General features: G+C 39.9%; 24 protein-coding genes. 5 read left to right on the top strand and 19 right to left on the bottom strand.

Going from position 1 to position 26,759, the window contains the following annotated elements; genetic code table 11:
• The first annotated feature begins 270 nt into the window (after positions 1-270).
• The 4 genes from OO184_RS10080 (at position 271) to cysE (ending at position 3,142) form a co-directional block, all read left to right on the top strand.
• On the top strand, positions 271-708 hold the full coding sequence (locus OO184_RS10080; protein WP_049584941.1) for a rhodanese-like domain-containing protein: 438 nt from the start codon (positions 271-273) through the stop codon (positions 706-708).
• Positions 709-777: 69 nt separating this feature from the next.
• Positions 778-1,254: a protein-export chaperone SecB gene (gene secB / locus OO184_RS10075; protein WP_118986057.1), complete on the top strand. Its 477-nt coding sequence runs from the start codon at positions 778-780 to the stop codon at positions 1,252-1,254.
• Positions 1,254-2,276, top strand: a complete 1,023-nt coding sequence (gene gpsA, locus OO184_RS10070) for an NAD(P)H-dependent glycerol-3-phosphate dehydrogenase (protein WP_265379068.1) — start codon at positions 1,254-1,256, stop codon at positions 2,274-2,276. The genes secB and gpsA overlap by 1 nt, the downstream gene beginning before the upstream one ends.
• Before the next feature lie 44 nt (positions 2,277-2,320).
• Positions 2,321-3,142, top strand: coding sequence for a serine O-acetyltransferase (gene cysE, locus OO184_RS10065; protein ID WP_088372660.1), 822 nt, complete (start codon positions 2,321-2,323; stop codon positions 3,140-3,142).
• Between the two features lie 98 nt (positions 3,143-3,240).
• On the opposite strand, the gene OO184_RS10060 is transcribed toward cysE, so the two are convergent.
• From OO184_RS10060 to OO184_RS10050, 3 genes are all read right to left on the bottom strand, one after another.
• Entirely contained in the window at positions 3,241-3,939 is a 699-nt protein-coding gene (locus tag OO184_RS10060) for a class I SAM-dependent methyltransferase (protein WP_265379067.1), read from the bottom strand.
• A 549-nt stretch (positions 3,940-4,488) separates the two neighbouring features.
• On the bottom strand, positions 4,489-4,977 hold the full coding sequence (trmL, locus tag OO184_RS10055; protein ID WP_088372658.1) for a tRNA (uridine(34)/cytosine(34)/5-carboxymethylaminomethyluridine(34)-2'-O)-methyltransferase TrmL: 489 nt from the start codon (positions 4,975-4,977) through the stop codon (positions 4,489-4,491).
• A gap of 309 nt (positions 4,978-5,286) precedes the next feature.
• Complete coding sequence (locus tag OO184_RS10050; protein ID WP_265379066.1) at positions 5,287-5,985, bottom strand: class I SAM-dependent methyltransferase; 699 nt, start codon at positions 5,983-5,985, stop codon at positions 5,287-5,289.
• A gap of 226 nt (positions 5,986-6,211) precedes the next feature.
• On the opposite strand from OO184_RS10050, the gene OO184_RS10045 reads away from it, so the two are divergent.
• Positions 6,212-6,397 (top strand): hypothetical protein, encoded by a 186-nt coding sequence (locus OO184_RS10045; RefSeq protein ID WP_265379065.1) that lies wholly within the window; start codon positions 6,212-6,214, stop codon positions 6,395-6,397.
• Positions 6,398-6,566: 169 nt separating this feature from the next.
• Here OO184_RS10045 and galE read toward each other — a convergent pair whose 3' ends face one another.
• From galE to OO184_RS09965, 16 genes are all read right to left on the bottom strand, one after another.
• Positions 6,567-7,595, bottom strand: coding sequence for a UDP-glucose 4-epimerase GalE (gene galE, locus OO184_RS10040; protein ID WP_265379064.1), 1,029 nt, complete (start codon positions 7,593-7,595; stop codon positions 6,567-6,569).
• Positions 7,596-7,795: 200 nt separating this feature from the next.
• Positions 7,796-9,268 carry an undecaprenyl-phosphate galactose phosphotransferase WbaP gene (wbaP, locus tag OO184_RS10035; protein WP_265379063.1) on the bottom strand — a complete coding sequence of 491 codons (1,473 nt, stop codon included), beginning with the start codon at positions 9,266-9,268 and terminating at the stop codon, positions 7,796-7,798.
• 69 nt (positions 9,269-9,337) lie between these two features.
• Complete coding sequence (locus tag OO184_RS10030; protein ID WP_265379062.1) at positions 9,338-10,771, bottom strand: phosphomannomutase; 1,434 nt, start codon at positions 10,769-10,771, stop codon at positions 9,338-9,340.
• Complete coding sequence (locus OO184_RS10025; protein WP_265379061.1) at positions 10,764-12,200, bottom strand: mannose-1-phosphate guanylyltransferase/mannose-6-phosphate isomerase; 1,437 nt, start codon at positions 12,198-12,200, stop codon at positions 10,764-10,766. The genes OO184_RS10030 and OO184_RS10025 overlap by 8 nt, the downstream gene beginning before the upstream one ends.
• A gap of 17 nt (positions 12,201-12,217) precedes the next feature.
• Positions 12,218-13,384 carry a glycosyltransferase family 4 protein gene (locus OO184_RS10020; RefSeq protein WP_265379060.1) on the bottom strand — a complete coding sequence of 389 codons (1,167 nt, stop codon included), beginning with the start codon at positions 13,382-13,384 and terminating at the stop codon, positions 12,218-12,220.
• A complete protein-coding gene (locus OO184_RS10015) occupies positions 13,371-14,369 on the bottom strand; it encodes a glycosyltransferase family 4 protein (protein WP_265379059.1) in 999 nt (332 codons plus the stop codon). The genes OO184_RS10020 and OO184_RS10015 overlap by 14 nt, the downstream gene beginning before the upstream one ends.
• Before the next feature lie 327 nt (positions 14,370-14,696).
• Positions 14,697-15,734, bottom strand: a complete 1,038-nt coding sequence (locus OO184_RS10010; protein ID WP_265379058.1) for a hypothetical protein — start codon at positions 15,732-15,734, stop codon at positions 14,697-14,699.
• 252 nt (positions 15,735-15,986) lie between these two features.
• Entirely contained in the window at positions 15,987-16,982 is a 996-nt protein-coding gene (locus OO184_RS10005; protein ID WP_265379057.1) for a glycosyltransferase family 2 protein, read from the bottom strand.
• Positions 16,958-18,058: a glycosyltransferase family 4 protein gene (locus OO184_RS10000; RefSeq protein WP_265379056.1), complete on the bottom strand. Its 1,101-nt coding sequence runs from the start codon at positions 18,056-18,058 to the stop codon at positions 16,958-16,960. Before OO184_RS10000 ends, OO184_RS10005 begins: the two co-directional genes overlap by 25 nt.
• Positions 18,055-19,458, bottom strand: a complete 1,404-nt coding sequence (locus tag OO184_RS09995; RefSeq protein ID WP_265379055.1) for an MOP flippase family protein — start codon at positions 19,456-19,458, stop codon at positions 18,055-18,057. The genes OO184_RS10000 and OO184_RS09995 overlap by 4 nt, the downstream gene beginning before the upstream one ends.
• Before the next feature lie 6 nt (positions 19,459-19,464).
• Positions 19,465-20,457: a glycosyltransferase family 2 protein gene (locus OO184_RS09990; protein ID WP_265379054.1), complete on the bottom strand. Its 993-nt coding sequence runs from the start codon at positions 20,455-20,457 to the stop codon at positions 19,465-19,467.
• Positions 20,458-20,461: 4 nt separating this feature from the next.
• Positions 20,462-21,349 (bottom strand): NAD-dependent epimerase/dehydratase family protein, encoded by an 888-nt coding sequence (locus tag OO184_RS09985; RefSeq protein WP_265379053.1) that lies wholly within the window; start codon positions 21,347-21,349, stop codon positions 20,462-20,464.
• 28 nt (positions 21,350-21,377) lie between these two features.
• Entirely contained in the window at positions 21,378-22,691 is a 1,314-nt protein-coding gene (rfbH, locus tag OO184_RS09980; protein WP_265379052.1) for a lipopolysaccharide biosynthesis protein RfbH, read from the bottom strand.
• A 129-nt stretch (positions 22,692-22,820) separates the two neighbouring features.
• On the bottom strand, positions 22,821-23,894 hold the full coding sequence (gene rfbG, locus OO184_RS09975) for a CDP-glucose 4,6-dehydratase (protein WP_265379051.1): 1,074 nt from the start codon (positions 23,892-23,894) through the stop codon (positions 22,821-22,823).
• Positions 23,895-23,899: 5 nt separating this feature from the next.
• Complete coding sequence (rfbF, locus tag OO184_RS09970; protein WP_265379050.1) at positions 23,900-24,673, bottom strand: glucose-1-phosphate cytidylyltransferase; 774 nt, start codon at positions 24,671-24,673, stop codon at positions 23,900-23,902.
• An 11-nt stretch (positions 24,674-24,684) separates the two neighbouring features.
• The gene (locus tag OO184_RS09965; RefSeq protein ID WP_265379122.1) at positions 24,685-25,662 is read right to left on the bottom strand and encodes a CDP-6-deoxy-delta-3,4-glucoseen reductase; all 978 of its coding nucleotides are present in this window, start codon (positions 25,660-25,662) and stop codon (positions 24,685-24,687) included.
• Between the last annotated feature and the right edge of the window lie 1,097 nt (positions 25,663-26,759).

Raw genomic sequence — 26,759 nt, 5'->3', positions numbered from 1 at the left:
TGCCGTCGCGATGCATCTTGAAATCCATAGGGTATAAATATAAACATATTAGCCTATTTATCGTTGAAATTCCTGCATGCATTCAGTGTGACAGGACAGATGCGAGTAATGTACTTAACATGCTTCATTTTCAGGATATTTTTATTTTTTCTCGAAACTCTCCGCAAAATTTGCATTGAGCTTGTGCTATTTGGCTGTAATTGACGCATCACAAAGGTATACTCTGGAACCTTAGATATTTGTTATTAACCAACGGGAGTTGTTGCCCCCATGCTGCAAGAAATCATGCAATTTATTAACCAGCATATGACCTTAAGCCTCATCTGGATTGCGCTGCTGGTTGCCGTTATTGTAACTACAACGAGAGGTTTCTTCTCTAAAACCAGAGAGATAACTCGTGCTCAAGCTATTAATCTGATCAATAAAGAAGAAGCCATCGTCGTGGATTTACGTTCCCGTGAAGATTTCCGCAAAGGGCATATTATTGGTTCAGTAAACCTGACTCCCTCTGAAATTAAAGACAACAATTTTGCTGAGTTGGAAAAACACAAAAAGCAGCCTGTAATTGTTGTTTCTGCGAATGGCACTGAATCTCGTACTCCGGCAGAGAATCTTATTCGTGCTGGTTTTGAACGCGTATGTTCCTTGAAAGAAGGTTTGGTTGGTTGGACAGGCGAAAACTTGCCATTGGCGCGTGGTAAAAAGTAATCATTTTGGGCGTGAATGGCGACATTCACATAAAAAATTTAATAAGGACATCTAAAGGTAACAATTATTATGTCAGAACAAAGCAATACAGAAATGGCTTTCCAGATCCAACGTATCTACACCAAAGATATCTCTTTTGAAGCACCAAACGCACCACAAGTGTTTCAGCAGGAATGGCAGCCGGAAGTAAAACTGGATCTGGATACAGCTTCCAGCGAATTGGCTCAAGGGGTTTATGAAGTTGTTCTGCGTGTTACTGTAACGGCAGCTTTGGGAGAAGAGACGGCATTCCTGTGTGAAGTACAGCAAGGGGGTATTTTCTCTATTGACGGTATCGAAGGGACTCAGCTAGCTCACTGCTTGGGGGCATACTGTCCGAATATCCTGTTCCCATATGCTCGTGAATGCATCACTAACTTGGTTAGTCGTGGAACCTTCCCACAGCTGAATCTGGCTCCAGTAAACTTTGACGCCCTGTTCATGAACTACCTGCAACAGCAGGCGGAACAGTCTCAGGGTGGTGAACAAACTGAACAGGAAGCTTAATGAATAGTACTGTTTCTATGACAGTTATCGGTGCCGGTTCATACGGCACCTCATTAGCCATTACGCTGGCTCGTAATGGTCATAATGTTGTACTTTGGGGACATAATCCAGAACATATTAGGGCATTGCAACAGGCGCGTTGTAATCAGGAATATCTGCCGGATGTTTCCTTTCCTGATAGCTTATTGCTTGAAACAGACCTCATAAAAGCACTAACAGCGAGCCGCGATATTCTTGTTGTGGTACCTAGCCATGTGTTTGGTGAAGTGTTAAAGCAAGTAAAACCACATCTACGGCCTGATTCACGTATCGTCTGGGCAACTAAAGGCTTAGAAGCGGATACCGGTCGGTTATTGCAGGATGTGGCCCGTGAGATATTAGGCAATGCAATACCGTTAGCGGTGCTCTCAGGGCCAACATTTGCTAAAGAGTTAGCGGCTGGTTTGCCTACTGCGATTGCTATTTCTGCGACGGAATCTGCTTTTGGCGATGAACTTCAGCAATTATTCCACTGTGGCAAAAGCTTCCGGGTTTATAAAAATCCTGACTTTATTGGCGTTCAACTCGGTGGCGCCGTAAAAAACGTGATTGCCATTGGTGCGGGGATATCTGATGGTATGGGTTTTGGCGCTAATGCTCGTACTGCCTTGATTACTCGTGGATTGGCGGAAATGAGTCGCCTTGGCACAGCGCTTGGTGCTGATCCTTCAACCTTTATGGGCATGGCGGGATTGGGCGATTTGGTCTTAACTTGTACTGATAACCAGTCACGCAATCGTCGTTTTGGCATGATGCTGGGGCAGGGAATTAGTGTTGAAGACGCCCAGAATCAGATTGGGCAGGTTGTTGAAGGTTATCGCAATACCAAAGAAGTACGTGCGTTGGCTGATCGTGCCAATGTAGAAATGCCGATCGCAGAACAAATCTATCAGATACTGTATTGCAATAAAAATGTGGTAGAAGCTGCTCAGGCATTATTAGGAAGAGCCAGAAAGGATGAGAGCGATGATGTGCGCTCTTAAATAAAAATCTAATGAGATAGGTTCTAAGTGTGAGAGTAAAAAATATGTCGCTAGAGGAATTGGACGAAGTTTGGAAGAACATAAAAACAGAGGCGAGAGCACTGGCTGAATGTGAACCGATGTTGGCCAGTTTTTTTCATGCAACGTTACTCAAACATGAAAATCTTGGTAGTGCCTTAAGTTACATACTGGCTAATAAGCTGGCTACGCCGATTATGCCGGCTATTGCTGTCAGAGAGATCGCAGAAGATGCATATAATTCAGATCAGCAAATGATTGTCTCTGCTGCCCGCGACATCATAGCGGTACGTCTACGTGATCCCGCTGTAGATAAATACTCAACTCCTCTGCTGTACCTTAAAGGATTTCATGCTCTACAAGCCTATCGTATTGCCCATTGGATTTGGGGAGAAGGGCGTAAGGCATTGGCTATTTATCTGCAAAACCAAATCTCGATGTCTTTTGGCGTTGATATTCATCCGGCAGCAAAGATTGGTTGCGGCATTATGCTTGACCATGCTACAGGCATTGTGATTGGTGAAACGGCGGTAGTGGAAAATGACGTTTCTATCCTGCAATCCGTCACCCTTGGCGGTACTGGTAAAGCAGGGGGTGATCGTCATCCGAAAGTCAGGGAAGGGGTGATGATTGGCGCAGGTTCGAAAATACTGGGTAATATTGAAATTGGTCGTGGGGCCAAAATTGGCGCAGGTTCAGTTGTACTTCGCTCTGTTCCGCCACATACAACGGCCGCCGGGGTGCCTGCCCGTATTGTCGGTAAACCTGAAAGCGAAAAGCCATCATTGGATATGAACCAACATTTTAATGGTATCAATCATGGCTTTGAGTACGGTGATGGAATTTGATTTATCGAAATCTGGATATTAATAATAGCTATCATATTTTCACATGCTGAATGTGGAAATATGATTTTGCACGCTTAACTTATTAAATCCTCTATAAATTATTTTTTTGCTACACCTATTATAATATAGTGCCAATGTTTAGGAACGACTTTATTTAGAACTTTATTATCTAATACCCCTAAAAATCTTCTTTGAAATTCATTCCTACCAAGCGTAGCAAGGAATCCTAATGTTGTATAATTAACATTTGAAAATGCTGATAGATAATCTGTCATTTCCTTGGCGGTAACATAGCCCCAAGTATTTCCCCAATTAACGTAATTTTTCCTGAGGAATTTATGCAATGGTGATGCAACCAGATTTTCTGCAAACCAAAGTTCACCTTCTGCTTTTAATGAATGAAATATCTGATTAATAGCCTCTTTTTGTGCTGTTTTATTGAAATTATAACCGACAGCACCTAATACTGATTTAAACATAACAATATCAAAATGGTTCTTATATTTAATATCCGATGCGTTTAATTTATCATATTGAATGCTCTTTTCTATATTATAGCGCTGATGCTTCTCCAGTGCTTTTGACGTAGGGCCATCTAAATCGGTACATAGGACATTTGCTCCATTCAATGCTGCCCATAATGATAACCCACCATTTCTACTACCTAGCTCTAGAATATTAGCTGACTTTAATTCTAATCCAGAATGATCTTGCCAATATTTTAATGAATGGCTCCAATTATATATGTCCCATTCTATGACATCATGGAGAAATTCTTTTGAATTTTTTGCTTTCATAGCGTAACCAATATATCAATGAAAATGAGTTGTCTTAATACTAACCTTATTAAATTATTATGATCTAAATAGTCTTACTAAATAGAGATCATTTGAAGGAATCAACCTCTATTAAGTTATATGAATCAACTTATAAGGGGAAAAAATTCCCCAATAGGGTTAATTTATACTAATCATAGCATCTACTTCCTGTGATGAATTATGATTTAACGCAAAAACTTGTTCAGAAAACCTAGATAAAAACTATGCCCTTGATGTCTAACGATACATTATGGATAAATTCTGTCACTTACATCGGCAATCTGCCCATCTTTTATCGGACGCGATATTGGAGCACTGAACTGATAACCATCGTAGCCGTACCATGCTTTATCCGAAAACATAACGAAAATGGTTGTTTGGTTCTCACCGTGGGTCTGATACAGAGCCGTTCCTATACTGCATTTCTGTGACCCACGCGAAAAGGAAAAAACTGCCGTGATATGGTCAATAACACATTGAACCATTGCAGGAATGTGTAGTGGTATTAGGCATATTTATATTGACGCACTATTTCCTGATGATAGCGCCCTGATAATCTAGTTGTCGCCAGGCTTCAAAAACAACAACGGCAACTGAATTAGAAAGATTCATACTGCGACTGTTTGCTAGCATTGGGATACGGATTTTTTGTTGTGATGGCATATTATCCAATACATAAGGCGGTAGCCCTCTGGTTTCCGGCCCAAACATTAAATAATCCCCTGCTTGATAACTTATGGCGCTATGTGCCGGTGTTCCTTTTGTTGTGAGAGCAAACAAACGAGCAGAAGACTCTCCTGTTAATCCTTCATTCTCTAAAAAAGTAAAATAATCATGATGTTGTTTAATATTGGCAAACTCATGATAATCCAGCCCGGCTCGACGTAGCCTTTTATCATCCCAGGTAAAACCCAGAGGCTGAATCAGATGCAATTGAAATCCGGTGTTAGCACAAAGACGAATAATATTACCGGTATTAGGTGGGATTTCAGGTTCAAATAAGACGATGTTTAGCATAATGCCCCCCAGAAACAAGGGGCACAGGTTAGCAGAAATCAGAAGGGGATGCAGGGGGATCTTCATATACCCGTTATCTTTCAAGTTGCCTCTTTGTTGGCTGCACTCACTCACCCCGGTTACATAGTTCTCTATGCTCCCGGGGATTCGCTCCCTTGTCGTCGCGATGCATCTTGAAATCCATAGGGTATATTTGTTAGAAAATCTTTCCTTATTGGAGTACTCGATTGTATTGTCAGTAAACTTAAAAGTGAAAAAAACATCACTGGATATAATCCAACATACTAAATTTTTTAGAAATTTTCTGGATTATTTTTTTGCCACACCGATTATAATGTAGTGCCAATGTTTAGGAACAACTTTATTTAGAACTTTATTATCTAAGCTCCCTAAAAATTTTCTTTGAGATTCATTCCTGCCAAACGTAGCGAGGAAACCTAATGTTGTATAATTAACATTTGAAAATGCTGACAAATACTCGGTCATTTCGTTGACAGTAACATAGCCCCAAGCATTCCCCCAATTAACATAATTTTTTCTGAGAAATTTATGCAATGGCGATGCAACCAAATTTTCTGCAAACCAAAATTCACCACCTTCTTTTAATGAATGGAAAATCTGATTAATCGCCTTTTTTTGTGCTGATTTATTTGAATTATAACCAATGCCACCTAATACTGATTTAAACATAACGATATCAAAATGGTTTCTATATTTAATATCTAACGCACTTAATTTACCATATCGAATTCTATTTTCTATATTATAACGCTTATGTTTCTCCTGTGCCTTTGGCGTAGGGCCATTTAGATCAGTACATAAAACATTACCTCCATTTAATGCTGCCCACAGTGATAATCCACCATTTCGGCTTCCTAGTTCTAGAATATTAGCTGATTTTAATTCTAGGTTAGAATGGTCCCTCCAATATTTTAAGGCATGACTCCAATTACATATATCCCACTCTATGACATCATTGAGTAGCTCTCTTGAGTTTTCTGTTTTCATAAAATGACCAATAGATTAATTATTTTAATAATACTTTTATAGTGAATTATTAAGATCTAGTGATAGATTATTTTTTAATGATGGTATTCCAGCAAAAGATTACGGGAGGGTTTGTTTAGCAAGAATTTTAGATAGATAGGTTGTACTCATCGTTGTTTTTGTGTCGGTTTCTCCTTAAACATTTTCGTGTTATTCAGTATATTCACTGCAATATGTTTTATCCGAGATGGCAACTCTGCTTGAATTGGGAGAGCCTGACGGTTTTTCCATCTGTGGTATTCCCAGAGCTTTTCGTCAGTTCACGGTAAATATTCATCCATTCAATGAAACACTTTTGGAACTGTTTGGAGCTGAAACGGCTTTTGGTGTCATAAGTTGGAATATCCTGTTCAAATTCACTCTATTGCTTTAACTATCCTCAACGTACGACACCAAAATCTTCAATTTCTTCCCAGTCTTTGGCGCCAGCAAAATAACGTCACAATTATTAACGGCAGAATATCTGCCAGCTTATAGTTATTTGCTGTTCTGGCTAAGATTGTGAGTAACCGAGTGGTTGCTAAATCAATCGTAAAAGGCTTTTAGCGTTTTTCCCCTGAGCGAAAACCATGAGGATTATTCTTCTGCCAATTCCAACTGTCACGCATCATATCGTCAATATTACGTGTTGCTTGCCAGCCAAGGATATTGTGAGCTCTGGACGGATCAGACCAACACTCAGCAATATCCCCAGGACGCCTATCTGTAATTTTATATGGAATATCTTTACCTGATGCTTTTTCAAAAGCATGAAGTAGTTCAAGTACAGAATAACCAGCACCTGTTCCTAAATTAAAAACTTCATAGGATTGCTGTTTATTCAGATAGTCAATGGCGGCAATATGACCTTCAGCCAAATCCATCACATGAATATAATCACGAACACCGGTACCGTCTTTAGTTGGGTAATCGTTGCCATACACTGATAAACATTCCAGACGATCAATAGCAACTTGAGTGATATAAGGTAACAGGTTATTGGGAATACCGTTAGGATCTTCGCCAATCATACCTGATGGATGAGCACCGACAGGATTGAAATATCTTAGACTGGTGATTTTGAAACTTGGTTCGGCGGCGGCAAAATCTTTTAGAATTTGCTCAACCATTAGCTTGGAGGTGCCATAAGGATTAGTTGTACCACCAACTTTAGCATTTTCCGTGAGTGGTACAAATTCAGGATCACCATAAACCGTTGCGGATGAACTGAAAATCAGTTGATGTACGCCATTGGCACGCATAGCCTGCAACAGAACTAGGGTACCAGTGACATTGTTTTGATAATACTCAAGTGGTTTTCGAGTGGATTCGCCAACTGCTTTTAAGCCTGCGAAATGAATAACGGTTTCAATTTTATTTTCTTGGAAAATTTTATTTAATAAATTTAGGTCAAGAATATCACCTTGATAGAGTTTCACTGATTTGCCAGTGAGTTTTTCAACTCTACGAAGAGATTCTGGTGATGAATTACAGAGATTATCGATAACAACAACATCAGCCCCTCTTTCCAGAAGTGCTAATACTGTATGTGAGCCGATGTAGCCGGCTCCGCCGGTGATTAATGTAATCATTTGAATTACCTGGTAATTTCTTATCAGTGTGTGGTTAAGTTGTATGAGAACTTAAAAATTTGCTTTTCAAATATTTTTATTAAGAAACTGAAAATAGACTGCTTATTGCCAGAAGAACAGATAAAAAAGCAGGCTTAAAACCTGCTTTTTCAGTAATACTAACTTATAGAGATACTATGGCACACAGTTTTATTCCACGACTAATAGGCACCATCTCGTTTAAGCACCACATTGATTGTTTTAAATAAAATCGCAATATCATTCCAGAGTGCCCAATTTTTTACATACCAGCTATCAAGATATACGCGAGTCGTATAGTCAACATCGTTACGTCCACTCACCTGCCATAATCCCGTCATACCAGGTTTCGCCATGAGGTAATATGACTTGTCATCTCCGTAACGTTCAAGTTCTTCTTGAACAATGGGTCTTGGGCCAACGAGACTCATTTCCCCTCTTAGTACATTGATCAACTGTGGAAGCTCATCAAGACTGGTCTTACGCAGGAAGTGGCCGATAGGAGTGATTCTCGGATCATTTTTGAGCTTGAAATCCTTCTTCCATTCTTCCATAGTGTTCTGATCTGTCTTGAGCAGATTTTCCAGTACTTCTTTAGAATTGATAATCATAGAGCGAAACTTCAAACATTTAAATCGGCGACCTCCTTGCCCTATACGCTCATGACCATAGAAGGGGGAAGCACCATCACGGGAAACTTTCCAGCCGATAAAAAGAAACAGAGGGGAAAGGAGTACCAACAAAAGGGAAGAAACGACAATATCGAAACCACGCTTAAGAATACTCGATGACCGTCTAGCCAAGTTGTTCTTAACCCTTAGCATTAAAAGTTCATGGCTAAAAGAGTGAGACATATCTGTGCCATAGAGTGGCACTCCACGTAAGGTTGGGATCACTGAGATATTACGAACACCATGGGCAGAGAGATAACGCAGTAACTCGTCTTGTAGTTCGTTCTGTTCATATTCAAGAGCGATGAAGATCTTATGTTGACGGTACTTTTTAAGCAACTGCTCAGGAGTGAGATGAAAGAGCGGAAGAGTTTCCACCGGGCTGACAGCACAATTATTGTCTGGAGCAACAAAGCCTATAACTCCAAAGCCAAGTAAAGGTTCGCTGCATATAGCCAGATAAGCTTCACGAGCGTTATTTCCACTGCCGATGATGATAGTCGGCATACTCCAGTATCTAAGCTTAATTAATAACAGTTTAGTCAGCCATCGGCAAAATGGCAGAGCAAACATGACAATCAACCAGAACATTGCCCACTGGTAGCGAGAAAAATTCCACTTAGAGATAGCCACTATTGCTAAATCCGCCACAGCCAGTCCGATGATCATCAATAGAGTTTCTCTTAGTTCATTCCAGAATGGCTTGTGATAAGTGTAATGCCGCAAATGTCCCCAGGACCAAAGAAGAGTAGCGAAGGTAATTGCCAGAAAACTCCATGCCCTAGCCACATCCGATCCGTTTTTAAAAACAAGGGAGAATGAAACATCGGTACGAATACTCTCAAACCACCATGAAAGCGCAAAAGCGCCAGCCATAGTTAGAAGGTCACTTGTCATCAGAGAAAAACGGTTAACAGATGCTGAATAGTTTCCATATTCGAGATGTTCGTCCTTGGAGTATCGGATCATTTCTTTTGAATCCATATAATATTTACCTAAATTCGAAAGAGTATTCGGCAAAGGGCCAAGTAAGCACTCTGCCGTAAGTTGAAATCATTTTTGGGTTGCAAGTGAGTCTAGACAGGTTTTGACAATCTCTTTTGCTCTATTTACATTTTCGGCTTCAGCATAGCAGCGTAGTTCTGGTGCATTACCGGATGGGCGCAAGTGCACAATGATATTATTATCAAGGGCCATTCTTAAACCATCAGTAAGATCAAGATGAATAACTTGGTGATTATCAAGCCCCAATAAAGTTAGTAGTTGTTCCGGTGCCTGAATCCCTTTATCCAAAATAGTGCGGCTCAATGTTGCGGGAAATTCTTTAAGCCTGTCAGAATGCGTATAACGAGAGGGCAGAGCATCCACTAATGAAGCAATCCCTTTATCTTTGCTTGCACTCAATGTGATAAGAGCGGGTAAAAGTGCATCGCGAGTAGGAAGAGCTGCCAATACTTTGTTTTCCACATCAATATCACTGCCGAGCAAGAAGCCGCCATTAGCCTCAAAACCGGCAATACGTTTAAACTGGTGTGAAAGAGGCGTAAACTCCGCAATAACATAGGGAGAGCCGATTTTGGTCAAGACAATACTGGAGAAACGGCCACAACTCTGTACTGCACTGTTGCAGCTTACGGGTACTGCTAGAGCCTCAATGTTTAATGCATCGGCACACAGCAGTCCCAATATGTCACCTCTTAGCCACTCTCCGTGCTCATCCGCCAACAACGGGCGATCTCCATCGCCATCGGTCGAGAAGATGGCATCCAAAGCAAGTTCATCTGACCAGCTTTTAGCTTTAAGCCGATCTTCCTCAGTGACAGCCTCTGTATCGATGGGAACAAATTGATCAGTACGCTCAAGGGAAATAACTTCTGCACCCAATGATCTGAAGAGAGGGGCATAAAGATCGCGTCCAGCACTGGAGTGTTCATAGATGCCAATGCGCTTTCCTGCCAGCAAATCTGCGGAAAACAGAGAACGGTAACGATTTATATATGCTTCTGAGGCATCTGATAAGACAGTCAGTGATGTCATTTCAGTAAGAGGTTCAAAAATAACCGCTGCCGAGAGGATAGCTTCTTCGTCTGCTTTAGTTATTTCCCCATCGGGGCGATAAAACTTGAGTCCATTACGGTCAAAGGGAATGTGACTGCCGGTAACCATGATGCATGGCATGCCATCTTGCATTGCTTTATAGGCAAGCGCAGGCGTTGGTATCACGCCATAATAGACAGGTTTAATGCCAACTTGGCGAAGGGCTGTTGCACAAGCTATGACCATATCAGGACTGCTAGGACGGTTGTCGATAGCTAATGCAACTTGGGCTACCTTATATTGCTTCTGCATTATCGATACGAAGGCGTGGGTAAAAGCGGCGCATACATCTGGGGTAAAATCAACAACTAGTCCACGGGCTCCACTGGTACCAAAGGCGACACCACTGGCGGCAATGACCTCCTGGCTACTCAGTTTTTTGTTATTCATTTTCTTTTATTTCCACTCTGCCATAACGATCACTGAGGCGGACAACATCGTCATCCCCTAGATAAGAACCAGATTGGATCTCTATCACTTCCAGCGGAACTTTCCCCGGATTTTCGAGAGTATGGACAACGCCCACAGGTATATAGGTAGATTCATTTTCGGTAACCAAATAAGACCTATCTCCTTGATTTACTCGGGCAGTCCCTGCGACCACAATCCAGTGCTCTGCACGATGATGATGCATCTGGGTAGACAGGCTTTCACCTGGTCTTACAGTAATGCGTTTGACCTGATAACGTTGCCCTTTATCAATAGCATCGTATTTTCCCCAGGGGCGATAGACTTCCCGATGTAAACGATGCTCTGAACGTCCGGAGTTTTTCAGATTCTCGACAATCTTCTTTACATCTTGTACTTGAGATTGATCCGTAACCAGAACGGCATCCTTGGTTTGAACTACAACCAAATTTTTTACTCCGACAAGACTAACCAAGCTATTTTCAGAGTAAACGTAATTGCTGCTGCTATTGTGTTGCAATACATCCCCTCTGAACACATTACCATCATCATCTTTTTCCGATATGTCCCATAAAGAAGACCAGGAGCCGACATCAGACCAGCCGGCAGACAGAGGGACGACAACCGCATCAGCCGTCTTTTCCATAACTGCATAATCAATCGATTCACTTGGACAGTCGAGAAATGCCGACTTATCTACTCGTACAAAATCGAGATCAGGATTGACAGTCCCTACAGCCGTCGCACAGGCTGAATGAATATCGGGCCGGAATGTTTTGAGTTCATCTAGAAAACGGCTGGCACGGAACAGAAACATGCCGCTATTCCAGTAATATTCCCCACTCTGTAAATACTGTTCTGCGGTCATTGCCTCCGGTTTTTCGACAAACTGCGCCACGGCAAAGGCATCCTCCTGACTGGCTCCACGGTGAATGTAACCATATCCGGTTTCTGCATGGGTAGGTACGATACCGAAGGTGACAAGTTTACCTGCCTCTGCATGAGGGATCGCCTGCCTCACCACATCAATAAAAGCCTTTTCATCCCGAATCACATGATCTGCCGCCAGCACCAATAACAGGGGATCTTCACCTTTGTTTACGGTTTGAAGAGCGGTAAGCGCTGCCAATGCAATCGCTGGTGCCGTATTGCGCCCGGCTGGTTCGAGGATAATGTTGTGCGCCAGTTTGCCCAGATGTCGCAACTGCTCAGCTACCAGAAAACGATGATCTTCGTTGCAGATCACTAAAGGGGATTCTGTTGATAGTTCGTTTAGGCGCTGCACTGTTGTCTGCAACATGGTGAACTCACCATCAAGCTTAAGAAACTGTTTTGGGTATAACTCGCGGGAAAGGGGCCATAACCGACTGCCTGAACCGCCGGCCATGATGACAGGAACAACTGCATTCATAACAATATCTCAATCAATTAATAATGAATCTGCTTTCTTGCCTGAAACTGTTGCCATTTATCTTCGACAAAGGAAGTAAATTCCTGAGCAAACCTTACTTCTGAGAAACGCTCGGCATTTTTACGGCAGGACTGTGGTTGGATTCGGCCAATGTCACGTTCAAAACGCTCTAGAGCCGAACAAAGAGATGCCATATTTTGCTCTTCGAAAAACAGCCCTGTTGGCATATCGCTTCCCAATGGTCGTACCGTTTCGAGAGCGCCGCCTTTACCGAAAGCAATAACAGGAGTACCACAGGCCTGTGCTTCAACGGGAGTAATACCAAAGTCTTCCTCCGCTGCAAATACAAATGCTTTTGCACGCTGCATATGAGACTTAAGCACATCAAATGGCTGATAACCTAGCAAGGTGATATTGGGATGACCATCAGCTAGGGTAGCGATCCGCTTGTATTCGCTGCCATCACCTATCACGACTAGTTTTTTGTCCGGCATCTGAGTGAAGGCTTCAACAATCAGATTTATTTTCTTATAAGGCACCATGCGTGAAGCGGTGAAATAAAAATCTTCTTTTTGTTCAATACAGGGAAAATCTTTTACTGAGACTGGCGGGTAGATGACTGTCGCATCGCGGCCATAAACTTTTTTGATTCGTCTTGCGATAAAATGAGAGTTGGCAACGAAGTGATCAACACCATTAGCTGTGCGGTAATCCCATAATCGCAATTTATGTAACAGCCACTTGGTTATCCATCCTCTGAGTCCCTTATTCAGCCTCGATTCTTTCAGATATTGGTGTTGTAGATCCCATGCATAACGCATCGGGGAATGGACATAACTGATATGTAATTGATCGGGTCCTGTCAGTACCCCTTTGGCGACAGCATGAGAGCTTGATATTACTATATCTGCGTTCGATACATCTAACTGTTCTACAGCCAGCGGCATTAATGGCAGGTATTTTTGATAATGCTTGCGAACACCAGGAAGATGTTGAATGAAGCTAGTTTCTGCGTGTTTTCCTCTTAGGTGATGACGTGCGCCTTCATTGAGATAATCAAGCAAAGCATATAGGCTGGCATCAGGATAACAGTCTATTATTGCAGCAGTCACTTGTTCAGAGCCTGCATAGTTGACGAGCCATTCATGTACCAGGGATAGACTTTTGCTGTTATTTTTTTGCATATTTTGCGACTTCCTCATCTAGAACAGACTGAACACGTGCGGCAACTTTATTCCAACTAAATAATTTAGCTCGTTCCAAGCCACGGGTACGGAGCGTCTCTCTCAGTGATACATCTAAGACAATTCTCTCGATACCATTACTTATTTCATCAGTAGATTCAGGAGAAACTAAAATAGCTGCTTGGCCAGCCACTTCAGGTAAAGAGGTGGTATTGGATGTCATAACAGGGGTTCCACAGGCCATAGCTTCTACTACAGGCAGTCCAAATCCCTCGTACAAAGAAGGAAATAAGAGTGCTAAAGCTCCTGTATAGAGGCTCGGCAGGTCTGATTCCTCGATAAATCCAGTAAAAACTATTCTTTGCTGTAACCCTAACTGGTTAATTTGCTGCATTAAGGATTTAGTAGGCTGACCGGTAAACAGAAGGCGGATTTCCGGATCCAGCCTGCTCATAGCAAAAGATTTCAGAAGCCTTGGTTCATTTTTATGTAACTTACGGTTGCTGACACTTAGCAGATAGGGGTATCCAGGTGTATAGGGTGCCGCTTTAGGTGTAAAGGCAGGATCGACACCATTTCCCACATTAACGATTTGACTAGCAGGTGCACTAGCCCATTCCATAATTCGCTGGCGAGAAAACTCAGATACAGTTAACACTCGGCAACTGTGTCGGCAGGCCCGGCGTAACACCTGGCGATAATATGCTCGTTTGAGCAAACTGCTGTTGTAAGGTAGATCTACATGATTAAGATCATGGACAGTGAATAGATAACGTTGAAATCCCAGCAAGGGGGAATTGTAACCTGGAGAAAAGAAAAAACCACGCGTCCACAGCATTTGCCAACTAAGCCACAAACAATCCAGTGGGTTGGTCGGAGTCACGGGGCCAGACAAAGGCGATATTCGTGTTAACCGATTCAGGAGTTCTGTGGAAAAACGCCCGATCCCATGCCTTCCTGTCCAACGAGAATCGAAATTAACCACTAATTCCTCCCATTTTTGAGTGGTATATTATTTAAATAAGATTCCAAAATAGTGTTACATCTTATACCACTCATAACTCTATATATAACAATGGGTTGAATAGGGCTATGTGTAGCAGAATTGTGAAACATTATTTAATATGATAGAAGAAAAGACTTAAGAAATGGAACTATACCAATAACCGTCTGATAAAATCACCATATGACATGCACAGATGCACATTATAATGTTTTCTCCTATATGAAAAAGAACGTTACCAGCAATTGATCATTCTTTTATTGCGCGTAATTATATATTTTGAAAAATAATTAAACCACAGAACAAAAACTAATTTTTAATATTGTAAAATAACTTTTTATTATATATCAATCCGAAAACAACGATCATAAAGATAGGAGTATCGATAACATTAAAACTACTACCCACACCGAGTAAGGAAAGTAATGCTATTACTAAGAATGGATTGTCATTAAAGCTACGCATAGAAGACATTATTTTTTTTACAAGCCAAAAAGTTATTATACCAGCTCCTAAAAAACCGAAATATGCGATTAACGAAATTAGAAAATTGTCTCCTGGATTATAGAAACTGGAATCAATTATTCTCGCAGCTGGACCAACAGACCCTAAACCTATTCCGAATATTATCTTGAATATATTTCTATCTACCTGCTCAAAAAAGAGAGAATAGAAGTGAGGCCATGAATTAACAATTCTGTCTATATAAGAAGCAATAAACCCAGAGTATTCTCCACATCCAGATAACAATTTAGATATATTGACTCTAGAGTAACCACCGTTGAGATACATTATAAAGGATATAATAGGGAAAATATACGACATTACAAATGCGATTAGAAATAATACAGAGATAGACACCCTCTTAAAAATAATCATCTTTCTCGCATCATAAATAATTTGAAATGATACACATAAGAAAAACGCAAGAAGTGTCGACTTCTGAGTGCTTAATATGATAGTCAAAAGAGCTAAAATAAAATTAGCATCAAAGAAAAAAACCTTACTCTTATTGCCAACCCTTTGATTATATTTTTTGTAAGTATCAATTAGATAAAGACTAATTATCAGAAATGACAGAGTACCAGGTGTCGATGAAAAACCAGGAACTCGAATTAAAAAACCAGGATTTGACTCCGTTGAAAGACTCGAAACAGTGTCAATCCCTCCCAAGCTACCATTGATTCCTTGCCATGGGTAAGTATAAAATTGATTAACTAGCACACCAACAAAGGATACAACAAACAGCAGAGTAATTGTTCTACTGGAAATACGATAAGATATATCATCCTTCGCTAATGGAATTAAAATAGGTGTTAATAATTTAAGTGCAAATGCTACTTGCACAAAATTGACATCGTTAATATATGAGTATAAAAAATAGAAAATAATAAACAAAAAAGAGATAAAAGCTCTTGCTTTTACTACTCTTGAATAGAATGTTTTTAGTAGCAGAGTGGAATATATGTATAGGAGGAGAAATTCTTTAGTCAATATTAGGAAGTTAAGACCAAAATGATATGCAATCCCTTTTATGACTCCATCAAAACAGAGAAAGTATAAGTATAAAGTCAATACCATATTAAACTTCTTCAACAATTAATATTTTCTAATAAAGAATGTAAGGCTTATTAATCTAAATAATAATATTTCAATAGATGTATATGATTGATTTTTCATTATAGATAACAATTCTTCCCGCTGGCTCACATTAACAAATGGCGCATATTTTAGCCATCTAAGGATTGGGTTATATTTTTTTATTACTCTTTTCATTTTATTTTTATATGGTTGAGGTGTGTATTCATAGAATCGATTATATCCATCAACATCTATTATGAATCTCTTGCACTTCCCATTTGTAATAAAAGAATCATTTCCTAGGCGAGTAAATACTCCTGGAATGTGAAGATAACAAAGTCGAGGTGAGACTTTATGAATCGGATAGAAAAGCATTGAGAAAATCATATAAACATGGACATAATCAGAACCGATAAACTGTTCATCAACTGCTACCTTTTGCCAGGCTTGGCGCTCAATCACTAAAACACTTAAATAAGAGAATAGAGCACCAATACCATTACTGATTGCTAAATATTTCTGCACTTCTGCAGGTTGAGAAAAATCAAAACACTGCGAAGTTTGCAAATTGACAAATGATTCTTTTACAGGTTTATTTAATCGCTCGTTGCAACATAATCGATCCATCATCATTACAGTGGGTTGATGTTCATACAAACTGTCGATAACCGTTTTGAGTGCTCCCGGAGTAAGTGCATCATCACCTCCCATCAGCCAACAATAACGCGCTTCAGCCAGTGTTACTACGCTTAAGAAATTTCGATCTGCGCCTTGATTAGCTGCATGACGATGATATCGGATATGAGGATAGTGAGACCGATAGTTTTCAATCAATTCAGATGTATTATCACTTGACGCGTTGTCAGATATTACGATTTGCACTACTTCGTCCAGTTCTTGGGTTTGTTGCAGCACACTATCCAAAAGTTCAGGTAACCACTGAGCCATATTGTATGTTGGAATACAAATTGCTAAAAAATAACGTTCGCTCATTTTTTCATCACTTGTAACCATTGTGCTCCCACCTGAGTTAAATCATACTGTTTTGCATGTTGACGCGCATTTTGTGCCAACTGTTGTAAACGTAAGGGGTCAGCATATAGGGTATCAATATGTTCCTGAAATTGTCTTGCTGTAGTACCGTCGGGTAGTAAGATCCCATCATCACCATGTAATATACTCGCTGGTCCTATATGATTCGTTGCTAATACAACTAAACCACAACTCATAGCCTCAATGACCACAATGCCAAACAGTTCTTCCCAGCCTGTTACACGCCGCGATGGTAGAAGCAGCAAATGACATGACCCCATCAAGTTCGCTAAACACATTTTGTCATGAATGGCACCGTGGAAATACAATGTAGATATTCGTTCAGCAGCCTGTTCTACTTCAGTGGCAAGCGGTCCGTAACCAACTAAATGAAGTTCATAACGTTGAGGGTCTAGATTTTCTGCTAACTCCAATAATAATGGTATGCCTTTCTCAGCCACTAATCTCCCAACGTAAAACAATCGGAAAGGCCCTGTCTGTTGAGATAATTGCTTTGGTTGATATATATTTGTATGAATAGCATGGGGTATAACAATGCATTTCTCTGGATTCACTAGCTTAATTAGACTAAGCCGTACGGCATCAGTGACACACACGACTTTAATAGGATAATGATTCAGCACCCAAGCATAACCACGTGCTAATAATGGGCACAACCACCCAAACCGTTTCGGAATACGTTCACTCCACCAAAATGGCCAAGATGTGTGAAAAATTAAATTATTGCGAAGTGCAAGTAATGAGTATAAGAAAAAACGTGGATCATAGGGAGCCATCCCCATAATAATGGTTTTACCGCTCAAAAATGGAAGCATCAATCTAAATATAAAATTTTTATATAATCTAGAACAAAAATCTAAATTTATTTTTTTATTATTCTTTAAAGCTCTAAGTAGAATAAAAAGAACTGAGGATTCATAATATACAATCTTACCGGAAAGAATATTTTTCTTAAAAAGAAACTCTATCGCTTCGTAATAAGGCTTCCCATTTGAATCATGAAGAATTATTACTTTGTTCTCTTTATCTTCATTCATTTTAGCTGCTCTCTAATAAGGAGAATATCTTTTATTAACCAAATAATATAAAATATAAATATGGAAATTAAAAAGAAAAAATAAAGGCTCATGATTATGTCTTTATTATCGGGCTCAAGGAAAATACGCGTAAAAATGAAAATGACAGAACAAAAAATCACCCCAGGTGCAAGAGACAATAAATAAGCTGGAAATGAAAGCGGAAGTACTCTGCGCAATACGAAAAAATATACGAGAATGACAAGAGTGAACTGTGATAAGATATTGGCAAATATGACAGCATCGATTCCAAAGAATACAGCTCCTGCTACAAGCCCTACTGATATTATAAAGTTTATAATATTCCACTGAAACTCATATTTTGTATTTCCTGTTGCTTGTAATAATGAACCAATCGGATTAATACAACACCGTAGAAAACCAAATAAAGCTAAGAATTTTAGATACTCTGCGCAAATAATATATTCTTCACTATACAATACTTTAATAATATGAGAACTAAACGCCATCATAATAGCATAGCCAAGTGCATTGATAGTGGAGATTAGACGTAAGTTTGCCATATATATACGGCTACATCTGCTTAGATTATGTTGAGCCTTAGAGAAGACAGGGAGTGCCATCTTGTTTACAACAGGATTTATCATCATTGAAGCTTTAATTGAAAGATCTTTAGATAATGAATAAAATCCTAAAGAAGATGTTGGTACCATTTTCCCCATAATCAAGTTATCGATATGCAGAGAAATTGTATTTATCACTTGCCCGGCAAGTTGATATATACTATATGAAGCGGCAGGCCAGATATATGAACTATTAAAGAAAAAATCTGGTCTATACTTCCATCTTTGTATAATGAAAAAAAATGTTTTAGACATATTTCCAATTAGCAAGCCATTAGCTATCGATATAGCCCCAAATCCTTTGTACGCAGAGATAATAGATGTAATAAATCCAATCCATTTAGCTAAAAAGTCAACTTTCGCAATATAATCGAACTGATACTCTTTGAGGCATATGGCTTGGACTTGTGAGTTAGCAGCAATAATAATAAAATTAAAGGAAAGCACTATTAAAACATTTTTAAGATCAGGCAATACATAGTATTCAGAAATATATCTAGACAAAGTAAAAAGAAGTACAAATAAGATTATACCAACAAAAATACTAAACCAATACAATGATGATAGCTCTTGCTTATTTATCTTCTGCTTATGAACAACGTATCCGGAAAGGCCCATATCCTGCAATGTTATAATTAACATACAGATAGCATTAGATATAGCTATTATGCCAAAGTCACTGGGCGATAATACTCTTGCTAAAATAGATATTTGAAAGAGTTGCAAGCCAATTGCATTAAAATTAGCAAGCATAGTCCAGCCAATAGCTTTTTTCATATATATTTATTTGTCATTAATAAAATCAACATCAATAATCATATTTTTTTCAATTTTTCTTCTATACCATCTCTTTATAATAAAACTAAGAAAGAAAACAGGGATGAATAACATGAATATCAATTTACCAGGTAATGATATTTTTGAAGATGAACCTATTTTTTTCAAAAAAACAAAAAACCATTTTGGATTTTTAATAGCGACAGGAACAAATCTTCCTTCGTTATTAACAAAAACTTTGAGCTCTAGTAAAATACGTTCAACATTTGAAAGAACACCAATCTTATTGAAACAAAAGTAATTATCTAGCATATCAGGAATAAGGCCATCTTCTCCATAACTCCAATCTTTTTCAACCTGAGGGCGCTGAGTAACAATAACAGGATATTTTGTCTCATGAAGCCCATCACCTTTAGTTAAAGCATAGGTAACAAAGAATATAAATGGATAAATATTTGAAGCTTTTGAACCAATATATTTTTCTAATATTCCTGCTCTTTTAACAACCAATCCGCTCATTTGATGCCCTCGCCATGACAAGTTAAGCAAGGATAAAAATTTACTTTTGAAAACTCTTGATTTTATTTCGACATCTCTGCCGTAGATAACTTTATTTTCTTGAGGGAAATACCCGACAAAAGATGGAATTATAGCACAGTACTTGTGTTCACTTATATTTCGGATAATCGAGTTAAAATACCCTTGAGAGATATAATCGTCATCACCTAAAAAAAGAACATACTGACTAGTTGATTTAGAAAGACAAAATAAAGTATTTTTTTCTAAACCTATATTATCTTTCTGATGAAATATTTTTATAAATGAATATCCGGAAAAAGCTTCACATACAGTTCTAGTACTGTCAGTTGAATTATTATTCGATATAATAATTTCGCACTGTAAAGAATTAAAACCGACTATGTATCTGCATAGTAGCTCTAAATTTTTCTTAAGCTCTTTAGCTCGGTTGAATGTAGGTATAAGAATAGAAAGCAACATATCACTAACTCTTCTTTATCATGTTATTTATTCCCTCCAGATAGTTTGTTTTGGGTTTCCACCCCAATACAACTAAAGAACTATTATCCGCATATGAATTCATAATCTCATTTTTTCTATGAGGTAGGGCCCCATAATCGATAGATATATTTGATATTAATTGTTTTTTGAGGCATTCAATAAAATCTTTCATTGTCACTGAATAACCAAGACCTACCCCATATTCAACATAACCAGGTAATGTACCATATTTCAATACCGTTATATAGGCATCAATAACATCATCTATATATATGAAGTCACGTTTCTGTGAACAATCTGTACAATCGATTTTTTTAGTACTACTTTTTAAGGCATTAATTAAAAAAGGGATAAATTTTCCTTCTCTATCACCTGGACCATAAACATGCTCAAGCCGCATATTTATGAAACTAAGTTCCCCTAGTGAAGAAAAGTATTCTCCCCATTTATTAAAGCTTCTCTTAGTAAGAATATAAGGTATCATGTGTTGATAGTTATACTCAGTTTTGGTAAAAAAACTATCCGTATTAATAAATATAGGTATTTTATGTTTCACGGAAAATTCGAGTAGCGTTAATGGTTTTAAAACATTAGCTTTTTCAATTTCATGAAAACAATCTATTGTTCGACCATAGGCTGTCGCTAGATGAATAACTGCCACCAAGTTATGCTGATCTGTTATACAGTTTTCTACTGAATGCCATTGGCACCAAATGACCCTTATATCATTATTAATGACAACATGGCAGGGTGTTTTAGAGCGGGAGATTGCAATAACTGAAAATTGTTCTTGTAATAAACGGTGGACAAGATGTCTGCCAATGAATCCTGTTGCGCCAGTCACAATCGCAGTCTTTATTTTTCTAGTCATGGCCATCTCCCTTACATCCAGACATTAATTAAAAATTAACCCCAAAGAACTCTTCAAACTTAGCAATGACATAATCCAAGTGGTCTTTGGTCAAGCCAGGATAAATACCAATCCAGAAAGTTTGATTCATAATGCGGTCGGTATTGGTCAACTCGCCAACCACACGATAATTACGATTAGCAAAATAGGGTTGACGGGTCAGGTTACCGGCAAACAGCAAACGCGTACCAATTTTAGCTTCGTCTAGGAACTTGACCAGTTCAACACGGTTAATGCCACTGGTCTCTTTTAGCGTAATTGGGAAACCAAACCAAGAAGGTTCAGAGTTTTCGGTTGCTTCCGGCAACTCAAGGAACTCAGCACAGTTTTCCAGACCTGTTTTCAGATAGGTAAAGTTGGTCTTACGTTGTTCTACAAACTCTTCAACGCGCTCTAGTTGAGCCAGACCACAGGCTGCCTGCATATCAGTGATCTTTAGGTTATAACCCAGATGAGAGTAGATGTACTTGTGATCATAACCTTGAGGTAATGACCCTAGTTGCTGACCAAAACGCTTACCACAAGTGTTGTCGCAACCTGGTGCACAGTAGCAATCACGCCCCCAGTCGCGGAAAGATTCAATAATCGTCTTCAGTTCGCCCGACTTGGTAAACACGGCACCGCCTTCACCCATCGTAATATGGTGCGCAGGGTAGAAGCTAACGGTACCGATATCACCGAAAGTACCGACCATTTTGCCATCATAACGGGTGCCTAGTGCATCACAGCAGTCTTCGATAAGCCACAAGTTATACTTATCGGCGATACGGCGCACTTCGGCTAGATTAAACGGGTTACCCAAAGTATGGGCTATCATGATAGCTTTGGTCTTATCGGTCACTGCTGCTTCAATCAGTGCCGGATCGATATTGTAGGTCGGAATATCCACATCGACAAAGACGGGGATAAGACCGTTTTGGATAGTCGGGTTAACAGTGGTCGGGAAACCGGCTGCGACAGTAATGACTTCATCACCCGGCTTAAGTGCACGTTCACCCAGCTTATGGGAAGTCAGTGCGGTTAACGCCAACAGGTTGGCAGATGAACCTGAGGAGGTGGTCAGCACATGGGGTACGCCAATGTATTCCCCCAGTTTTTTTTCAAAGGCATCATTGAAACGTCCGGTGGTCAGCCAGCCATCCAGAGAAGCTTCAACCATTAGTTGTAGTTCTCGGGCACCGATCACTTTACCGGAAGGTGGTACTACGTTGGTACCGGCGATAAAAGGTTGAGGAGCCATCGTTTCCTCTGCATACTGGGCAACCAGCGAGGAGATCTGTTCACGTAATGCTTGAGAACTCATTAATTCATTCCTGTCAATGGATTGTGTTACCTGTCTTTGCTGGCCTCAGGGCGGCAGACAAACAAATATAAAGGGGCGATATGTTACGGCTACAAACCTCAAAAGTCATGTGACCGTAGTAGATTCATTTTATTGCGCAGCCATGTAATCACGAATTTCGCGCAGTGAGGTTTCACGCATATCCTCGCTTGCCAACCATGCCTTATGCCAATTGACGATACGTTCCAGTGTATTGACCAGATCCCAGCGGGGATGCCAGCCCATTCTCATCTTGGCTTTGGAGCAGTCCAGTTTTAGGTAATGAGCTTCATGCGGGTGTTCTGCGCCATCGAGTTGCCAAGTGGCATCTGCCCCCCATAGTTCAACCATCGTTTCAACAATAAACTGTACCGGCTTGGCATCGTTGTCATCGGGGCCAAAGTTCCATCCCTCAGCAAAGGCGCATCCGTCCCGGTAAAGGTGCTGAGCTAATAGCAGATAGCCGGAAAGTGGCTCCAATACATGCTGCCACGGACGAATAGAGTGCGGATTACGGATCACAACAGATTCGTTATTTTGAAAAGAGCGTAGAATATCTGGGATCAGTCGATCCTTGGCCCAATCACCTCCGCCAATCACATTACCGGCACGCACCGATGCTAGTGCGACTCCATGATTCTCATAATCTTTGGGATTAAAGAAAGAGTTACGGTAGGCGGAAGCTATCAGTTCTGCACATCCTTTGCTATTGGAATAGGGATCATAGCCGCCCATAGCCTCGTTTTCACGATAGCCCCAAACCCATTCCCTGTTTTCGTAGCATTTGTCACTGGTAATGTTGACAACTGCCTTAATACCGCCAACCTGCTTGATAGCTTCCAGCAAATAGACTGTCCCCATTACATTGGTGGAGTAGGTTTCAATAGGATTATCGTAGGAGAGTCTTACTAGTGGTTGAGCAGCCATATGAAAGACTATCTCGGGTTTGAAGTCAGTTATGGCTTCACGCAGATGGAAAAAATCACGGATATCCCCTTCTTCAGAGAGTAGACCTTTATGAACGTTCGCCACTTCAAATAAGCTGGGTTCAGTTGGTGCAGGTAGCGAATAACCACGAATAATTGCTCCCATCTCTTCAAGCCACAAGGAGAGCCATCCCCCCTTAAAACCGGTATGCCCCGTGAGAAAAACACGCTTTCCACGCCAGAAGTTTGCTTCAATCACAGTGTTTACTCCCAAATCTTCCACGGAGCTTGTCTCTTCTCCCATAATGCTTCGAGATAATGTTTATCGCGCAGAGTATCCATAGGTTGCCAGAAGCCTGTATGTTCATATGCCATCAATTCGCCCTGTTCTGCCAGGGTCATTAGCGGTTCTTGTTCCCAAGTAGTAGCATCATTATCGATGAGATCAATCACTTTTGGGCTGAGTACAAAGAAACCACCATTGATCATGGCGCCATCGCCTTTTGGTTTTTCCTGGAAAGAGCGGATCTGTTTATTCTTGATGTCAAGCGCACCAAAACGTCCCGGCGGTAAGGTGGCGGTAAGAGTAGCCAGTTTTCCATGATTACGATGAAAATCGATAGTGGCTTGAATATTCACATCGGAAACACCATCACCATAGGTGAATAGAAAAGCTTCATCGTTCTTTATATAATCTGCTACCCGCTTCAGACGTCCTCCTGTCATAGAGGTATCCCCGGTGTCAACCAAGGTGACATTCCAAGGCTCGGCTCGTTTCTCATGCACTTCCATCCGATTCTCTGACATATAAAATGTTACGTCAGACATATGCAGGAAATAGTTGGCAAAATACTCTTTGATAACATATCCCTTGTAACCACAGCAGATGATAAAATCATTAATACCATGAGCAGAGTACATTTTCATGATATGCCATAAGACAGGTTTTCCACCAATCTCCACCATTGGCTTAGGTTTTACCACTGTCTCTTCGCTCAGACGAGTACCCAAGCCCCCGGCCAAAATTACTGCCTTCATGATTTCCTCATTTATTTAGATACGGTGAATGCATCAGAGAAGAAGTGCTTCCCAGGCAATCCATTTTTTATAAAATCAGCTTTTGCTGCTTCGATCATAATTGGAGATCCACAAGCATAAACGGCAAATGCTGAGAGATTATCAAAATCTTCCATTACCGCCTTATGGACGAATCCTTTTCTTCCTGACCACTGAGAATCTTCACCAGATAACACGGGTACATAATGTATATTCTCATGCTTGGTAGCCCATTCTATCGGAAGGTCTAAATAGAAATCAGCCCCGCTGTTCATTCCCCAATAGATATGGATGTCACGTTTGGAATTTTGTTCGATAAGTTTTTCCACCATGGCTTTAACTGGAGCAAAACCGGTACCGCCAGCAAGAAAGATAATTGGCCTATCATCTTCTCTGACGAAGAATGTTCCCAACGGTCCTTCCAGTCTCATCAGGGTATTTACAGCCAGTTCGTTGAATAAAAGACTACTCATAACTCCATCGGCGACCCGTCGAATATGTAATTCGATCCCTTCTGAAACAGTAGCACTGGCAATGGAATAGCTTCGTACCACACTCTGATAATGAAGATTAATATATTGACCAGGTAAGAATGCAAAAGATACGGTGGGCGGCAGTCTGAATTTAATGATCATATATTCATCTGCTACTGTGCTGGTTGAGCTAACTTTGCAGGGCACAATCTTTTTCGTTAGCTCAGCGAGTTCTGGATAATATTCAGCTTCTATGACAATCTCGTCAGAACTGGGCTTACATTGACAAGTCAAGAAACGTTCGCCAGCCTTATATACACGTTCTTGTTCATCGGAAACTTCACCAGCAAGTAGAAGTGATTCGCACATGCCACATGAACCATTCTTACAGCTATATTCTAGTACTACGCTAGATTCCAGCGCAGATTCAAGAATTGTTTTATTTTTTACTGCGCTGAATTCAATTTGAGAGGGAGTCAATTTAACTATGGTACCCATCATTTACTCGAAATATTGTGCATTTTTGAGTGACAAACCTTTTGAATCTTAGCAGAAAACTCGGACTCGACTCAGGGAAAGATTACGAAACATCTTGTTTTTTAATATTTTTGCATTTTTAAAGTGCATTAGGTCGGTGATAGACAGGGGCTTTCATGCTATTTTCTTGGTTAGTGAATATCTGGGTTAATCCTTCAAGTGTGTTCTAAGTCTCGTAACTAACTATTCCTAATTCCTAAGTTATTTCTGTTGTTCAAAAGGCGTTTGAAGCTTTATTTGGTTTTAAGGAGGAGTTGTAATAAGTTAAGAATATCTTGTATTTCTAGTCAACATCAGTACTGATAATGAATGATTGGCTTGTCATATACAGGGAAGAGGCTGTTAAATATGCTCGTCGTTCTTGGTATAATCTAGTACCAGAACTACCAGTTAAAATGATGTTTTTCATATTAATTTAACAAAACAATTTATGTTATTTATGAGTCTGGGTTAATTTTACGAGAATCATTAAATTGAATTATTTAATGATTTTTTCTTTCTTAACTATGGAAAGCCTGAATTGACATCTTAATAATCATTAAATAAAGCTACCGCACTAGGTTTTTGGCTCCCAGAGTGCCTGTAATATTCGGAAATCTTATCTATTGCACTGATTTTCCAATACTTTTATCTGTCTTAACAAAAAGTAATGGGGGATAAGATTTTGTAACTAGTTGGGGGAGATTAGACCGTAAACTTATCTGGGTCAAGCTTAACAGCCAACTTGTTTAACTAATTGGTAGAATACAGTTAGCTGAAATCTGTATTACCGCTCATGGAATGGTGGTTAGATCTTACCAACAACATACTATGATGCCTTGTTTTTCAACAGATTTTCTTCTATTCCATTCGCCTCGGGATGTGGCAATATTTCCGTGATATCTATCGGAGAGTAAAGATTAATTGTGACATCATGCTTATTTAGCATTGTGATTGGTGGGATAATTATGTTCCCATCCTTCAACCCATATAGGTAAACCCAGTGGTGATTGTTGTTTGAAAGTCAGGGAAGGAAAGCGGTTGGTGTAGGTTCGAGAATATTTGGCAATATGTTATTG

Source organism: Photorhabdus aballayi (assembly GCF_026153155.1).
GTDB classification, from domain to species: domain Bacteria; phylum Pseudomonadota; class Gammaproteobacteria; order Enterobacterales; family Enterobacteriaceae; genus Photorhabdus; species Photorhabdus luminescens.
The sequence above is the reverse complement of the archived record's forward strand: the minus strand, read 5'-3'. Positions and strand labels throughout refer to the sequence as shown.

Coding starts and splice junctions, on each gene's coding strand:
- OO184_RS10080 (WP_049584941.1), top strand. CDS start 271: ATGCTGCAAGAAATCATGCAATTTATTAACCAGCATATGACCTTAAGC.
- secB (WP_118986057.1), top strand. CDS start 778: ATGTCAGAACAAAGCAATACAGAAATGGCTTTCCAGATCCAACGTATC.
- gpsA (WP_265379068.1), top strand. CDS start 1,254: ATGAATAGTACTGTTTCTATGACAGTTATCGGTGCCGGTTCATACGGC.
- cysE (WP_088372660.1), top strand. CDS start 2,321: ATGTCGCTAGAGGAATTGGACGAAGTTTGGAAGAACATAAAAACAGAG.
- OO184_RS10060 (WP_265379067.1), bottom strand. CDS start 3,939: ATGAAAGCAAAAAATTCAAAAGAATTTCTCCATGATGTCATAGAATGG.
- trmL (WP_088372658.1), bottom strand. CDS start 4,977: ATGCTAAACATCGTCTTATTTGAACCTGAAATCCCACCTAATACCGGT.
- OO184_RS10050 (WP_265379066.1), bottom strand. CDS start 5,985: ATGAAAACAGAAAACTCAAGAGAGCTACTCAATGATGTCATAGAGTGG.
- OO184_RS10045 (WP_265379065.1), top strand. CDS start 6,212: ATGGCAACTCTGCTTGAATTGGGAGAGCCTGACGGTTTTTCCATCTGT.
- galE (WP_265379064.1), bottom strand. CDS start 7,595: ATGATTACATTAATCACCGGCGGAGCCGGCTACATCGGCTCACATACA.
- wbaP (WP_265379063.1), bottom strand. CDS start 9,268: ATGGATTCAAAAGAAATGATCCGATACTCCAAGGACGAACATCTCGAA.
- OO184_RS10030 (WP_265379062.1), bottom strand. CDS start 10,771: ATGAATAACAAAAAACTGAGTAGCCAGGAGGTCATTGCCGCCAGTGGT.
- OO184_RS10025 (WP_265379061.1), bottom strand. CDS start 12,200: ATGAATGCAGTTGTTCCTGTCATCATGGCCGGCGGTTCAGGCAGTCGG.
- OO184_RS10020 (WP_265379060.1), bottom strand. CDS start 13,384: ATGCAAAAAAATAACAGCAAAAGTCTATCCCTGGTACATGAATGGCTC.
- OO184_RS10005 (WP_265379057.1), bottom strand. CDS start 16,982: ATGGTTACAAGTGATGAAAAAATGAGCGAACGTTATTTTTTAGCAATT.
- OO184_RS10000 (WP_265379056.1), bottom strand. CDS start 18,058: ATGAATGAAGATAAAGAGAACAAAGTAATAATTCTTCATGATTCAAAT.
- OO184_RS09995 (WP_265379055.1), bottom strand. CDS start 19,458: ATGAAAAAAGCTATTGGCTGGACTATGCTTGCTAATTTTAATGCAATT.
- OO184_RS09990 (WP_265379054.1), bottom strand. CDS start 20,457: ATGTTGCTTTCTATTCTTATACCTACATTCAACCGAGCTAAAGAGCTT.
- OO184_RS09985 (WP_265379053.1), bottom strand. CDS start 21,349: ATGACTAGAAAAATAAAGACTGCGATTGTGACTGGCGCAACAGGATTC.
- rfbH (WP_265379052.1), bottom strand. CDS start 22,691: ATGAGTTCTCAAGCATTACGTGAACAGATCTCCTCGCTGGTTGCCCAG.
- rfbF (WP_265379050.1), bottom strand. CDS start 24,673: ATGAAGGCAGTAATTTTGGCCGGGGGCTTGGGTACTCGTCTGAGCGAA.
- OO184_RS09965 (WP_265379122.1), bottom strand. CDS start 25,662: ATGGGTACCATAGTTAAATTGACTCCCTCTCAAATTGAATTCAGCGCA.